This is a genomic window from Gammaproteobacteria bacterium (genome assembly GCA_033720895.1).
In the GTDB taxonomy this organism is placed as follows: Bacteria; Pseudomonadota; Gammaproteobacteria; order Natronospirales; family JAJUFS01; genus JAWWBS01.
Window position 1 is genome coordinate 18,272 of record JAWWBS010000018.1, and the last position, 12,542, is coordinate 30,813.

General features: G+C 60.9%; 15 protein-coding genes and 1 tRNA gene. 10 read left to right on the plus strand and 6 right to left on the minus strand.

The genetic code is table 11. The features are described 5' to 3' along the window. The first annotated feature begins 6 nt into the window (after window positions 1-6). Window positions 7-1,212, plus strand: coding sequence for a bifunctional phosphopantothenoylcysteine decarboxylase/phosphopantothenate--cysteine ligase CoaBC (coaBC, locus tag R3217_04520; protein MDX1454703.1), 1,206 nt, complete (start codon window positions 7-9; stop codon window positions 1,210-1,212). Between the two features lie 19 nt (window positions 1,213-1,231). Then, the gene (gene dut / locus R3217_04525; protein ID MDX1454704.1) at window positions 1,232-1,687 is read left to right on the plus strand and encodes a dUTP diphosphatase; all 456 of its coding nucleotides are present in this window, start codon (window positions 1,232-1,234) and stop codon (window positions 1,685-1,687) included. A 64-nt stretch (window positions 1,688-1,751) separates the two neighbouring features. Here the strand turns inward: dut and R3217_04530 are convergent, their stop codons facing one another. Together R3217_04530 and pyrE are read right to left on the minus strand one after the other, a co-directional pair. Continuing rightward, on the minus strand, window positions 1,752-2,372 hold the full coding sequence (locus R3217_04530) for a DUF4124 domain-containing protein (GenBank protein MDX1454705.1): 621 nt from the start codon (window positions 2,370-2,372) through the stop codon (window positions 1,752-1,754). Between the two features lie 129 nt (window positions 2,373-2,501). After that, entirely contained in the window at window positions 2,502-3,143 is a 642-nt protein-coding gene (gene pyrE / locus R3217_04535) for an orotate phosphoribosyltransferase (protein ID MDX1454706.1), read from the minus strand. An 83-nt stretch (window positions 3,144-3,226) separates the two neighbouring features. Between pyrE and R3217_04540 the strand changes: the two genes are divergently transcribed. Genes R3217_04540 through R3217_04550 form a run of 3 tightly spaced genes read left to right on the plus strand, consistent with a single transcriptional unit; the run spans window position 3,227 to window position 5,743 of the window. Then, entirely contained in the window at window positions 3,227-4,012 is a 786-nt protein-coding gene (locus R3217_04540; GenBank protein MDX1454707.1) for an exodeoxyribonuclease III, read from the plus strand. Window position 4,013: 1 nt separating this feature from the next. Continuing rightward, window positions 4,014-5,381 (plus strand): MFS transporter, encoded by a 1,368-nt coding sequence (locus tag R3217_04545; protein MDX1454708.1) that lies wholly within the window; start codon window positions 4,014-4,016, stop codon window positions 5,379-5,381. Continuing rightward, window positions 5,378-5,743: a Rieske (2Fe-2S) protein gene (locus R3217_04550; protein ID MDX1454709.1), complete on the plus strand. Its 366-nt coding sequence runs from the start codon at window positions 5,378-5,380 to the stop codon at window positions 5,741-5,743. The genes R3217_04545 and R3217_04550 overlap by 4 nt, the downstream gene beginning before the upstream one ends. Here R3217_04550 and R3217_04555 read toward each other — a convergent pair whose 3' ends face one another. Then, window positions 5,744-6,058 (minus strand): DUF6763 family protein, encoded by a 315-nt coding sequence (locus R3217_04555; GenBank protein ID MDX1454710.1) that lies wholly within the window; start codon window positions 6,056-6,058, stop codon window positions 5,744-5,746. It abuts the gene before it with no gap. Between the two features lie 151 nt (window positions 6,059-6,209). On the opposite strand from R3217_04555, the gene R3217_04560 reads away from it, so the two are divergent. Continuing rightward, window positions 6,210-6,842, plus strand: a complete 633-nt coding sequence (locus tag R3217_04560; GenBank protein MDX1454711.1) for a MarC family protein — start codon at window positions 6,210-6,212, stop codon at window positions 6,840-6,842. Window positions 6,843-6,859: 17 nt separating this feature from the next. Here the strand turns inward: R3217_04560 and trmB are convergent, their stop codons facing one another. The 3 genes from trmB to thiS are packed head-to-tail and all read right to left on the minus strand — an operon-like array spanning window position 6,860 to window position 8,583. After that, window positions 6,860-7,543: a tRNA (guanosine(46)-N7)-methyltransferase TrmB gene (trmB, locus tag R3217_04565; protein MDX1454712.1), complete on the minus strand. Its 684-nt coding sequence runs from the start codon at window positions 7,541-7,543 to the stop codon at window positions 6,860-6,862. Between the two features lie 23 nt (window positions 7,544-7,566). Then, the gene (locus tag R3217_04570; protein MDX1454713.1) at window positions 7,567-8,358 is read right to left on the minus strand and encodes a thiazole synthase; all 792 of its coding nucleotides are present in this window, start codon (window positions 8,356-8,358) and stop codon (window positions 7,567-7,569) included. Window positions 8,359-8,382: 24 nt separating this feature from the next. Further along, a complete protein-coding gene (gene thiS, locus R3217_04575; protein ID MDX1454714.1) occupies window positions 8,383-8,583 on the minus strand; it encodes a sulfur carrier protein ThiS in 201 nt (66 codons plus the stop codon). Window positions 8,584-8,756: 173 nt separating this feature from the next. On the opposite strand from thiS, the gene R3217_04580 reads away from it, so the two are divergent. From R3217_04580 to R3217_04595, 4 genes are all read left to right on the plus strand, one after another. Next, entirely contained in the window at window positions 8,757-10,442 is a 1,686-nt protein-coding gene (locus R3217_04580) for a CRTAC1 family protein (GenBank protein ID MDX1454715.1), read from the plus strand. Window positions 10,443-10,457: 15 nt separating this feature from the next. Further along, window positions 10,458-10,531 (plus strand) — tRNA-Gly (locus tag R3217_04585). A gap of 108 nt (window positions 10,532-10,639) precedes the next feature. Further along, the gene (locus R3217_04590) at window positions 10,640-11,632 is read left to right on the plus strand and encodes a sensor histidine kinase (protein MDX1454716.1); all 993 of its coding nucleotides are present in this window, start codon (window positions 10,640-10,642) and stop codon (window positions 11,630-11,632) included. 209 nt (window positions 11,633-11,841) lie between these two features. Beyond that, window positions 11,842-12,495 (plus strand): response regulator transcription factor, encoded by a 654-nt coding sequence (locus R3217_04595; protein MDX1454717.1) that lies wholly within the window; start codon window positions 11,842-11,844, stop codon window positions 12,493-12,495. Window positions 12,496-12,542 lie beyond the last annotated feature (47 nt).

Here is a 12,542-nt window from a genome sequence, read left to right on the forward strand (position 1 = left end):
AAGCCCGTGGCCGACCAGAAAATCCTGTTGGGTGTGACCGGCGGTATCGCCGCTTACAAGAGTGCCGACCTGGTGCGCCGCCTGCGCGAGCGTGGTGCCGAGGTCCGCGTGGTCATGACCGAAGGCGCGAAGCATTTCATCACACCGACCGCCTTGCAGGCGGTCTCCCACCAACCCGTGCTGGACGACCTCTGGGATGCCGAGGCCGAGATGGCGATGGGTCACCTGGAGCTGGCGCATTGGGCGGACCAGGTGCTGATCGCGCCGGCGACGGCGAATTGCCTGGCCAAGCTGGCCCACGGGCAGGCGGATGACCTGTTGACTACCCTGTGCCTGGCCACCGACGCGCCACTGACCGTCGCACCGGCGATGAACCACCGCATGTGGGCGCATCCGGCGACCCAGGCCAACCGCAAGACCCTGGAAGCACGCGGTGTGCGCCTGCTGGGCCCGGCAGATGGCCCGCTGGCGGAGGGCGAGTCCGGCGAAGGCCGAATGCTGGAGCCGATCGAGATTGCCGAGGCCGTGCTGGCCCGCCCGGGTGAACAGGCGCTGGCAGGTGTGAATGCCGTGGTAACCGCGGGCCCGACCCGCGAACCGATCGATCCGGTGCGCTTCATCTCGAATCGCAGTTCCGGAAAAATGGGTTATGCCGTGGCGCGTGCGCTGGCTGCAGCGGGCGCGAAAGTGACCTTGATCTCGGGTCCGGTGGCGATGGCGGCGCCGGCAGGTGTCGAGGTCCTGTACGTCGAGACCGCGGGCGACATGTATGACGCGGTCATGCATCGGATCGAAAGCATGGACCTGTTCGTCGGCACGGCGGCCGTGGCGGACTATTCCGTCGACAAGCCGGCGGTCACCAAGATCAAGAAGGAATCGGGTTCGATGGAGCTGTCGCTTGGTCGTACCCGCGACATTCTCGCCACCGTGGCTTCCAGCGGCCGGCCGATTTTCACGGTCGGTTTTGCGGCCGAAACCAATGACCTCGAGAAGCATGCCCGCGCCAAGCTGAAGAACAAGCAGCTCGACATGGTTGCGGCCAACTGGGTAGGTGAGGGCAAAGGCTTCGATGCCGAGACCAATGCCTTGCAGGTTTTCTGGCAAGGTGGCTCGACCGACATACCGGCCGACGTCAAGGACGTGGTGGGCCGCAAGCTCGTGGCGCTGATCGAATCGCGCTATTCGCAAGGAAAAAACAAGGCAAAGGCCTGACAACAGGAAGAGGAACTCGATGCACACCATCAAGCTGAAAGTGCTGGATGAGAAAATCGGCAAGGACATTCCCTTGCCGGAATACGCAACGGATGGCAGTGCGGGCATGGACCTGCGGGCCTGCCTGGACCAGGCGCTGGAGCTGGCACCCGGGCAGACCGAGCTGGTACCCACCGGTATAGCCATTCATATCGGTGATCCCGGACTGGCTGCGATGTTGCTGCCGCGCTCGGGCCTCGGTCACAAGCATGGCATCGTGCTGGGGAATCTCACTGGACTGATCGATGCCGATTACCAGGGCCAGCTGTTCGTCTCGCTGTGGAACCGTGGTGACAAGGCTTTCACGGTCGAGCCCGGCGAGCGCATTGCACAGATGATCATCGTGCCGGTGGTGCAGGCGAAGTTCGAGCAGGTTGCCGATTTCGACCAGAGCGAACGCGGCGAGGGTGGCTTCGGCAGTTCCGGCCGACATTGAACCAGCAGCGCCCATCGAAAAAGCCCCGCTGATGCGGGGCTTTTTCGATGGAGGCGAATGCAGCTTACTCGATGCCGCGAAGTTCCTTGAAGCGCGCGATTTCGCGAGTGAATTGCTCGCGGATCTGCTCCTGCTCCTGCTGTCGGGCAAACAGGAACTTCTGGTTCTGCAGGAGCTCCTCACGGGTGTCCTCGAGCTGCTTGCTCAGGTTTTCCGGGACCGGACGGCCATTGGCTTCGATCTGCTTGGTCTGCTGTTCGAGCTGGGTCAGGCGGTCCTCGAGAGTGGAAATTGAACCGGACACCACGCGAATCTGGGCATCCAGCGCCTGGATGCGTCCATCCCTGGCCATTTCCAGTTCTTCGACCCGGGTGTAGGTCGACAGCAACATGCGATCCTTGGCGGCAATTTCGTCTTCGATGCGCTTGCGTTCGGCGGCATCCCGCGCCGCTGCCTCTTCGGCGGCGACCTCGTCAGGCGTCTTCTCGCGGGCCAGCGTTTCCGTGACCATGCCCTGGTCGTTCAGGACTTCACGTTCCTTGCTGGACGACTCGGGCGGCGGGGTGTCGGTGTAATGCACCTTGCCGTTTTCATCGACCCACTTGTAGAGCTTGCCGGCTTCGGCATCCAGCGTGGTCAGGAAAAACGCCATCAAGATGAGGAAACATTGAATCAGTGTACGCATGGGTCTACCCGCTTGTTGCTTTGCTGTACTGGCTTTCGAGTATAGCACCGGCCGTCATGCGCTGATTTACCCCGGGGTGTGCAGCCACTGTGAAGGATTCGTGGAGGCGTGTTCCCGCGGCGAGGAGCGTCAGACGCCGTATTGTTCCCGATAGGCGCGTACCCGATCCAGCGCTTCACTGCGCGCCGGATCATTTTCCAGGAAGCCGATGAGGTCGCCGAGGCTGGCAATTGCAGCGACCCGCATGCCGAGATCCTGCTCGACCTGCTGCACTGCGGAGAGCTCTCCGGTGCCTTTCTCCTGGCGGTCCAGGGCGATGACCACGCCGCAAGGGGTGGCACCGGCTGCGTTGATGAGGTCGACCGATTCGCGAATGGCCGTGCCGGCCGTCATGACGTCGTCCACGCACAGCACGCGGCCTTCCAGTGGCGCACCCACCAGGTTGCCACCTTCGCCATGGTCCTTCGCTTCCTTGCGGTTGAAGCAGTAGGGCACGTCGACGCCATGGTTGTCGGCCAGCGCGGCGGCCGTCAGCGTGGCCAGCGGAATGCCCTTGTAGGCCGGGCCGAAGAGCATGTCGAACTCGATGCCGGATTCCACCACGGCCTGGGCGTAGAAGCGGCCCAGCTTCGCGAGGTCCGAGCCCTTGTTGAACAGGCCGGCGTTGAAGAAGTAGGGGCTCTTCCGACCGGACTTCAGGGTGAACTCGCCAAAGCGCAGCACTTCGCGATCAAGGGCGAATTGCAGGAATTCCTGTCGAAAGTCGGACATCGCTGGGCTCTCCGGTCGCGAATTGAATAGGGTCCGGTATGATACACGCTTCATTTTTGTGGCGGAATCAAAGCGGGAGTTTCATGAAAATCACCTCGGTGAACGTCAACGGCATCCGCGCGGCAGCGCGCAAGGGCTTTTTCGAGTGGATCGAGCGCGAGCAGCCGGACGTGGTCTGCATCCAGGAAACCAAGGCGCAGGAATGGCAGCTGACGGACGAGATCTTCAAGCCCGCCGGGTACCACTGCACCTATCACGATGCAGAAAAGAAGGGCTATTCCGGCGTGGCGATCTATTCCCGCGTCGAGCCTGACCAGGTGATCGAGGGGCTGGAGTGGCCGGAGTTCGATTCGGAAGGCCGCTACATCGAGTACCGCTTCGGTTCGCTGTCGGTGGTGTCGCTGTACATGCCCTCGGGCTCGTCCAAGGAAGAGCGCCAGCAGGTGAAGTTCGACGTCATGGACCGCTTCATGCCGATGCTGAAGAAGTATCGCAAGCGCAAGCGCGAGTACGTGATCTGCGGCGACTGGAACATCGCGCACACCAACAAGGACATCAAGAACTGGAAGGGCAACCAGAAGAACTCCGGCTTCCTGCCGGAAGAGCGCGCGTGGCTGACCGAGCTGTTCGGCCCGGCCGGCTGGGTGGACGGCTTTCGCGTCGTGAACCAGGAAGACGAGCAATACACCTGGTGGTCTAACCGCGGTCAGGCCTGGGCCAAGAACGTCGGCTGGCGAATCGACTACCATGTGGTCACACCCGGCATCGCCGACAGGATCGTGGCTGCCGACATCTACACCGACGAGCGTTTTTCCGACCATGCGCCGCTGACGCTGGAATACGACGCCGATATTGAGGATTTCCGCTGACATGAACGAGGCCGTGAAAGAGCACCGCAGCTGGCGCGAGGCCTTTGCGGTCTACCTGCACCGTCGCGTGCTGGTCATGCTGTTTCTCGGTTTTTCCTCAGGCCTGCCTTTGCCACTGGTGTTCTCCACCTTTGGCACCTGGCTGCGTGATGTCGGGGTCACCCCGTCGACCATTGGCTTCCTCAGCGCGGTTGGCCTTGCCTATGCCTTGAAGTTCCTGTGGGCGCCAGTGGTCGACCGCTTGAAGCTGCCGATCCTGCATCGGCTGTTCGGTCAGCGCCGCAGCTGGATGATCTTCGCGCAGGTCATGGTGGCCTTCGGCTTGTTGCTGATGGCAATCACCGATCCGCAGACTCAACTGGCGCAGCTGGCGCTGGCGGCGGTGATGGTGGCGTTTTTCTCGGCCACCCAGGACATCGCCATCGATGCCTACCGCATCGAAGCCGTCGATCCCGATCGCCAGGGCGCGATGGCGGCGATGTACATCTATGGTTACCGCATCGCCATGATTGCCTCGGTGGCGGGCGCACTTTACGTGGCAACCTTCCTTTCCTGGGGTCTCGCCTACGCGGTGATGGCTGTCTGCATGGGTGTCGGATTCGTGACGGCACTTTTGATCGCCGAGCCGGAACGGCAGGTGTCGGCACTGACGCTCGAGCTCGAAGCGCGCATGAATGCCTTGCTGAAGACTGATCCGAATGCCGCGTCCACCTGGAAACGCCTCGAGGCCTGGTTTGCCGGCGCGGTTGTCGGGCCCTTCGCCGAGTTTTTCGCGCGCAATGGCAAACGCGCGTTCGTGCTGGTGGCCTTGATCTCGGTGTACCTCATGAGCGACTACCTGCTGGGCGTGATGTCGGGCCCGTTCTACATCGACATGGGCTACAGCAAGATCGAGATTGCCAATGTCGCCAAGCTGTTCGGCCTGGCGGTGACCATCTTTGCGGCGTTCATCGGCGGCTTGCTGGTTGCGCGCTACGGCATCATGCGCATGTTGCTGGTTGGCGCCGTATTGCTGGCCGTCACCAACCTCGGCTTTGCCTGGCTCGCGGCTTCCGGTAAAGCCGAGATATGGCGCCTGGCCGTGGTGATCATGGCGGACAACCTTTCCGGCGGCATGGCGAACGTGGTGTTCATCGCTTTCATGTCGAGCATCACCAACGTGCAATACACCGCAACGCAGTACGCCTTGTTCAGCTCGCTGATGAAGGTCCCTGGTAAATTGACCGGGCTGTTTTCGGGCGAGCTGGTCGAAGCTTATGGTTATGCCGAGTTTTTCATGGTGGCAGCGGCCAGCGGCATTCCTGCCATCCTGCTGGTCATTTACCTGATGCGCACTGCCAGTGATGAAGAAAAGGAGCGTTGGGCGTGAGCCAGGACATCAACGATAAAATCGATATCTGCGCACTGGATGACATCGCCGACCCGGGCTCGAAGGAATTCGTCATCGGGGAAGGGCAGGGCGCCTGGTATGGCTTTGTCGTGCGCAAGGATGGCGATGTCTATGCCTATGCGAATACCTGCCCGCACACCGGGGCAATGCTTAACTGGGCGCCGGATCGTTTTCTCACCAAGGCGGGCGACCGCATCATGTGCGGCGTGCACGGCGCGATTTTCGACATCGAGACGGGTTACTGCGAAATGGGGCCCTGCCAGGGGCAGGCGCTGAAAGACGTTCCGGTGACGGTAAAGGATGATCGCGTGCTGGTAGCCGACCCGACCGGGAAGGACTGATCAGGCGTCGAAGCGTTCCAGGTACTCGACGGCGGTGCCCCAGTCATCGGTGGATGCCAGCTCGGACATCTCGACACCGTAATCTTCCCGTTCGATATCCAGCGAGCCGGAATAATCCTCGGGCGGCTCGGACATTTCCATCGGTGTTTCGAACCACATTGCAAAATCCAGCTCGCCAACCGTGCCATCGAAGTGCTGTATTTCGATCGTGCGGTCATCTTCGTCGATGGCCACAACCTCGAAACTGTTGCCAGCCATGTCCGTGTACCACAGGCCGATGTACGGCTGGACATGATCGAAGTCTTCGGTTGCCATCGCGACCTCCATTGCGTTCGCTTGGGCGAGTTCGCTGTGTGATTTTCCTGCTTGAGTTACTATTCCCTGGAGCTTTCCCTTTACCAAGGTATAGGCCCACGAACGAATCTGTTCAAGGGTAGTTTTACTGAAGTGCTGCGGCGGGTCCGGAATGAGTTTAGACGTCCTTATCAACCTGTTCATCGTGCTGTTCGTGGTCATCGACCCGATCGGGCTGGCGCCTATTTTCGGCGCGTTGACCCGAGGTGGTTCGGTGGCGTACCAGCGTCGCATGGCCGTCAAGGGAGTCTTGCTGGCTGGCGGCATCATGCTGGTCTTTACCTTGACCGGGGATTACTTGCTGCATGCGCTCGGGATTACGGTCCCGGCATTCAAGATTGCGGGCGGTTTGCTGTTGTTCCTGGTCGCGATCGACATGGTCTTTGCACGCCAGTCGGGCCTCCGTTCGGCGACGGTGCGCGAACAGGAAGAAGCGCGCTTCAAGGAAGACATCTCGGTGTTTCCGCTGGCCTTTCCCTTGCTGGCGGGTCCCGGTGCGCTGACGACCATCCTGCTGGTACTCGGCGATGCCCGCGACAACGAGGTGCTTTTCTGGGCCTTGCTGGGAACCCTGGCCGTGGTCTTGTTGATGGCGCTGGTGGCATTGCTGCTGGCGGGCAGGATCATGAAGCTGCTGGGTGAAACCGGTGCAAACGTGATCGACCGTTTGCTGGGCGTGATCCTTTCCGCCCTGGCGGTGCAGTTCGTGCTGGATGGGTTGAGGACGTACCTGGCCGGCGGGTGAACGCAGCCAGTGAAGTTTCAGCGCTTCCTGAAAATCAGATCCCAGGTGCCATGGCCGAGCTTCTGGCCGCGCTGTTCGAACTTGGTCAGTGGCCGTTGTTCGGGCCGCGGCGCGTAATCATCTGCCGTGTTTACGAACGCTTCTGCTGCCGACATCACTTCCAGCATGTGCTCGGCATAGGGCTGCCAGTCGGTCGCCATGTGAAACTCGCCACCTTGCGCCAGCTTGCTGGCTACCAGTTCCGCGAAGGGCGGTTGCACGATGCGTCGCTTGTGATGACGCTTCTTGGGCCAGGGGTCGGGGAAGTAGAGCAACACGCGATCAAGCGAACCGTCCCGGACCCGATGGCGCAGGATTTCCACGGCGTCCTCGTCCGACACCCGCAGGTTGTCGAGACCGGCCTCGCCACAGTGTTTCAGCAGGCGACCAACGCCGGGTCGATGCACCTCGATCCCGATGTAATCCCGCTCGGGATGGCGCTGCACCAGTTCGAACAGCGTGTCGCCATTGCCGAAGCCTATTTCCAGCGTGACCGGCGCGCATCGGCCGAAGACCTGCTCGAAATCGAGCATGCCCTCGGCAGGAAGGGCGTACTTTGGCAGCCAGGTGTCCAGCGCTTGCTGCTGGCCTGGTGTCAGTCGGCCCTCGCGGCGTACGAAGCTTCGAATCTTGCGCTGTGGCTTGTCGGAGTCGGCGGTCATCGTGTCAGGCAAACGTTCGGTGCTCAGAAAAAGGTGCCATCGAGGGGCGAGGAGGCCGAGGCGTAGCGTTTCTTCGGCATGCGCCCGGCGAGAAAGGCCTCGCGACCGGCTTCTATGGCCTTCTTCATGGCCGAGGCCATCAGGACCGGATTCCGTGCTGCGGCGATGGCGGTATTCATCAGGACACCGTCGCACCCCATCTCCATGGCAATGGCCGCATCGGACGCGGTGCCTACGCCGGCATCCACCAGGATGGGAACGTTTGCGTTCTCGATGATCTCGAGGATGTTGTAGGGATTCCGGATGCCAAGACCGGAGCCGATCGGTGCGGCCAGCGGCATGACCGAGACGCAGCCGATGTCTTCCAGGCGCTTGGCGATCAGCGGGTCGTCCGAGGTGTAAACCATGACCTCGAAGCCCTCCTTGACCAGGGTTTCCGCCGCTTCCAGGGTGGCGGTGACATCCGGGAACAGGGTTTTCTCGTCGCCCAGCACTTCCAGCTTGACCAGCGTGTGGCCGTCCAGCAGCTCGCGCGCCAGCCGGCAGGTCCGGATGGCGTCCTGGGCCGTGTAGCAGCCGGCGGTGTTGGGCAGGATGGTGTACTTGTCCGGGGATAACACGTCCAGCAGGTTGGGTTCGTCCGGATTCTGGCCAAGATTGGTGCGTCGCAGGGCAACGGTGACGATTTCGGCGCCCGACATCTCGATGGCCTGTCTGGTTTCTTCGAAATCCTTGTACTTGCCGGTACCGACCAGCAGGCGCGACTGGTATTCGCGACCAGCGAGAAGGAGGGGCTTGTCCTTGTGTTCCGACATCATTGTGCTCCTGGGTGCTTGTTGTCAGCCGCCACCAATGGCCTGAATGATCTCAATGCTGTCGTTTTCCTCCAGCCGGGTGGTGTCATGCTGGCTGCGAGGGACGATATCCGCATTGCGCTCGACGGCAACCCGGCGCTCGCCGTAACCGAGTTCCAGCAGCAACTCGGCGACACTCAAGCCAGCCGGGACGTCGCGCTGTTCGCCGTTGATTGTGACTTGCATGCTTGCCAGACCTCCGGGGTGGGGACAGCGGCGGCAATTCTACCTGATTTATCAGTAATTTCAGGCCAAATATCCGATGAAATAAGGAAAACGCGGTTTCCCCACTGGAAACCCCCCTGTGTTTTGTGGAACTCTCGGGGTCGTTACATGGCTGCTTTCCTACCGAGGTAGAAATGACTTCTGAAATTCGTCTGAGTGCCGTCCTTGCGGCGCTGTTGCTGTCTGCCTGTGGCGGCGGGTCCGGTTCTTCCGACACGACTGGCGATGCCGGTGGCGCTGGTGGCTCCTCCGGCGACAAGCCGGATGCGTGCATTGGCACCGGCGGGTCCGGCTACTTTTCGCAGGTGGCCGATGCTGCGGGCATGTGTGTCGATATCCAGGAAGACGTCCCGCTGCAGAACATGCATTTCATGGGCGGTGGTCTGGCAATGAGTGACTACAACAATGATGGCCAGCTGGACCTGTATGTTGCCTATGGCAGGAATACCCGCGGCCAGTTGTACACCTACAACGGATCGAGTTTCGAGGCCGTGCCGGACAACGCCGGAATCAACCCGACGGGCCTGGACCTGGCCGGTTACTTTGTCGATATCGATGATGATGGCTGGGAGGACTTCATTTCCATCCAGTACCGCAGCACCGATGTGGAAGTGTTCCGGAACAATGGCGATGGCACCTTCACCGAAGATACTGCGTCGACCGGCATCCTGGTGGACAAGGGTACTTTCTCGATGGCGGCAACCGACTTCGACCTGGATGGTGATGTCGACCTGTTCTTTGCCCACTGGGGGCGTGTCTGGCAGGGCAATCCCGCGACCAACTATCTCTACGAGAACGATGGCAACGGCAACTTCACCGATGTCAGCGATATCGTCGAGATCATCCCCAGCTGGCGTCCGCCGGATCGTGCGTTCCTGGGCGAGCATTCGTTCACCCCGATTTTTGCGGACGTCAACGGTGACGCCTATCCGGACCTCTTCCTGGTGGGTGATTTCGAGGGCACGCAATTGTTGATCAACAACGCCGGGGCCTCGTTCACGGACGCGACCACCGATGTCATTACCGATGAAAACGGCATGGGCAATGCGGTGGCGGATTACGACCTTGACGGTGATTTCGACTGGTTCGTATCCAGCATTTACAACCTGAGCACCGACTCCAAGGATTACCTCGGCGGTGAGACCGGCAATCGCCTGTACCGCAATGACGCAGGTACCTTTGTCGATGTGACCGACCAGGCCGGCGTTCGCCGCGGTGCCTGGGGCTGGGGCAGCTGCTTCGCCGATTTCGACAATGACGGGCATCCTGACATTTTCCAGACCGCGGGCATGGAACAGGTCGGCTCGGATTACGACGATCCGGATGACCCTCTGGCGGCTTTCCTGAGAGATCCCTCGCGGTTGTTCATGTCGAACGGTGACGGCAGCTTCTCGGCCAGCGAAGACCTTTACCAGCTCGGCCATACCGGCCAGGGACGTGGCGTTCTGTGCACGGATTACGATGGAGACGGGCGCGTCGACGTGCTGATTGCCAATAACGGTGGCGTGCCGTCCGTCTTCCGTAATCGCCTGGAAGTCGGCAATTACATCCAGGTTGCTCTGCGAGGTCCGGCAGGCAATCGCAGCGCCGTGGGTGCAAAGGTGACGGTCAATACTCCGGCAGGCACCTATGTACAACAGCTCCAGCTCGGGCAGAATTACCTGTCGCAGGAGCCGCGGTTCCTGCATTTCGGCCTTGGCGAGGCCACGACGGTAAGCTCGATCACGGTTACGTGGCCGGATGCCGCCCAGACCGTGACCCAGCTGGTGGACGTAGCCGTGGGGCAGCGTGTCGAAATGGAGCATCCCGCTGCGCCATGAGCCGGTAAATCACAGGCGGGTGTCGTCTAATGGCAGGGCCGCAGCTTCCCAAGCTGCAGATGAGGGTTCGATTCCCTTCACCCGCTCCATAACTGGCTGACAGCCCGGCTCCGGCCGGGTGCATCGACTCGACAGACAATGACAAGGAGGTCATTGTGCGGCCCAGGTTTTTCTGGCGTGCCAGGACGCTCGCCTTGATGCTGGCTGGATTGTCCCGTCACGATATCGTGCTGCTGCGGCAAGGCGAGGTCACCGATACCCTGTCGGGCGGCTCCGACCTGCTGGCGGTCATCGGCATTGCCAGCGGCCGTGCCTTCCTCGACTACCTGAGCATGGATGACCAGCGGCCGTTCTCCACATGGCTGGCCGCCAGCGCCACGCATGGTTCGGCGCTGAATTGCCGCCTTGAAGCACCAGGTGGCAAGCGGATACGGCATGTCCAGATCAAGGCGCTGCGGCTGTCAGGGAGCCAGTGGCTGTTGTGCCTGATCGATGCCACCGCCGATGCAATCACTCGCCAGACCATTCGCGTGCAGGCCGAGCAGCATCGCTGGCTCGCCAGGCAGCTCATCGAGATCCAGGAAACGGAGCGGCGACACCTGGCGCGAGAGCTGCATGATGAAATCGGCCAGCAGCTGGCCTTCCTCAAGATGGCCATATCCGGCGCAGCCGCCTGCAGCGGCCCCGCCAGTCGACAGGCAACCATCGACCAGCTCGATGAGTTGATGGCCCAGGTGCGCAATCTCTCGCTGGACCTGCGACCCACCGCGCTGGATGATCTTGGCCTGTCGGCCGCGCTGGCGGCCTACGCCAGCCGTACGACCGAGATCACCGGCGTTCGGGTCATCGCTCACATCCCGCCGGAAATTCCCCGGTTGCGCCACGATATCGAATCAACCGTCTTTCGAATTGCACAGGAAGCCGTCACCAACGCCATCAAGCATTCGGTTTCGGATAGCGTGGACATCGAGTGCTTGGTATCCGCCAACAGCTTGCGGTTGAAAGTTCGGGATGCCGGTCGCGGGTTCCTCGCAGAGTCCGTCCTGGCGGCTGCTTACCAGGGAAAAAGCGCCGGGCTGTTTGGCATGCGCGAACGCGCAGCCCTGGTTGGTGCGAGCCTGGAGGTCGTCAGCGCTCCGGGGCAAGGTACCGTCATTATCCTGAATTGCCCTCTGATACCCGCGGACTAGGAGATTTCCCGGCAGTATGGGGTCTTAACGCGGGTTTCCTCATGTATTTCGAAGCTAAAACTCAGGTTTGGTCTCATACAAAGCTCAATGATTAGCTCCAATACTTTGGTTTGTGGGGAAATTGCCACGGGTGGTCCTGGCAGCCACGAACAGCGGCTTCAGTCTTTTTGAATCCGTCAAAGTCTGTGATCAAAGAGGAAATTATCATGATGGGGAGTCTCACAGTCATGCTGGCTGATGACCATGGCCTGGTGCGTGCAGGCATTCGCCAGTTGCTGGACCAAATGAACGACGTGGAGGTCGTTGGCGAAGTAGGGGACGGGCGCAGGGCGTTGCAGATGATCAAGGAGAAGGGGCCGGATATTGCCTTGCTGGACATTGCCATGCCAAGTCTGAACGGGCTTGAGGTGGCCGCCCGTGTCGCCAAGGATTATCCCGATACCAAGGTCATCATGCTGTCCATGCATGCCAGCGAGCATTACGTATTGCAGGCCTTGCGGGCTGGAGCCTCCGGTTACCTGTTGAAGGACGCCGCTACCGAGGAGCTTGGCATAGCTCTGCGGTCGGTCACCATTGGCAAGACCTACCTGACACCTACGATTTCGAAAACCCTGATCGACGAATACCTTGAAAACTACGAGAAATATCGCTCGCCGCTGGAGCGCCTGACACCGCGCCAACGGGAAATCCTGCAATGCGTGGCCGAAGGCAAGTCGACCCGCGAAATTTCCGAGGAGCTTTGTGTCAGCCCCAAGACGGTTGAGACCCATCGGGCCCAGCTGATGGACAACACGGGCATCCGGAACGTGCCCGGCCTGGTCAAGTACGCGATCCGGACGGGCCTGATCAGTATCGATGACTGAACGGACCTGGGATTGGCGCCGTGAAACCGGCGTCTTCCTGATGGGCC

What these genes read in the sequence shown, in the direction of transcription:
- dut (MDX1454704.1), top strand. Translation starts at nt 1,232, where the DNA reads ATGCACACCATCAAGCTGAAAGTGCTGGATGAGAAAATCGGCAAGGAC.
- R3217_04530 (MDX1454705.1), bottom strand. Translation starts at nt 2,372, where the DNA reads ATGCGTACACTGATTCAATGTTTCCTCATCTTGATGGCGTTTTTCCTG.
- pyrE (MDX1454706.1), bottom strand. Translation starts at nt 3,143, where the DNA reads ATGTCCGACTTTCGACAGGAATTCCTGCAATTCGCCCTTGATCGCGAA.
- R3217_04540 (MDX1454707.1), top strand. Translation starts at nt 3,227, where the DNA reads ATGAAAATCACCTCGGTGAACGTCAACGGCATCCGCGCGGCAGCGCGC.
- R3217_04545 (MDX1454708.1), top strand. Translation starts at nt 4,014, where the DNA reads ATGAACGAGGCCGTGAAAGAGCACCGCAGCTGGCGCGAGGCCTTTGCG.
- R3217_04555 (MDX1454710.1), bottom strand. Translation starts at nt 6,058, where the DNA reads ATGGCAACCGAAGACTTCGATCATGTCCAGCCGTACATCGGCCTGTGG.
- R3217_04560 (MDX1454711.1), top strand. Translation starts at nt 6,210, where the DNA reads ATGAGTTTAGACGTCCTTATCAACCTGTTCATCGTGCTGTTCGTGGTC.
- trmB (MDX1454712.1), bottom strand. Translation starts at nt 7,543, where the DNA reads ATGACCGCCGACTCCGACAAGCCACAGCGCAAGATTCGAAGCTTCGTA.
- R3217_04570 (MDX1454713.1), bottom strand. Translation starts at nt 8,358, where the DNA reads ATGTCGGAACACAAGGACAAGCCCCTCCTTCTCGCTGGTCGCGAATAC.
- thiS (MDX1454714.1), bottom strand. Translation starts at nt 8,583, where the DNA reads ATGCAAGTCACAATCAACGGCGAACAGCGCGACGTCCCGGCTGGCTTG.
- R3217_04580 (MDX1454715.1), top strand. Translation starts at nt 8,757, where the DNA reads ATGACTTCTGAAATTCGTCTGAGTGCCGTCCTTGCGGCGCTGTTGCTG.
- R3217_04590 (MDX1454716.1), top strand. Translation starts at nt 10,640, where the DNA reads ATGCTGGCTGGATTGTCCCGTCACGATATCGTGCTGCTGCGGCAAGGC.
- R3217_04595 (MDX1454717.1), top strand. Translation starts at nt 11,842, where the DNA reads ATGGGGAGTCTCACAGTCATGCTGGCTGATGACCATGGCCTGGTGCGT.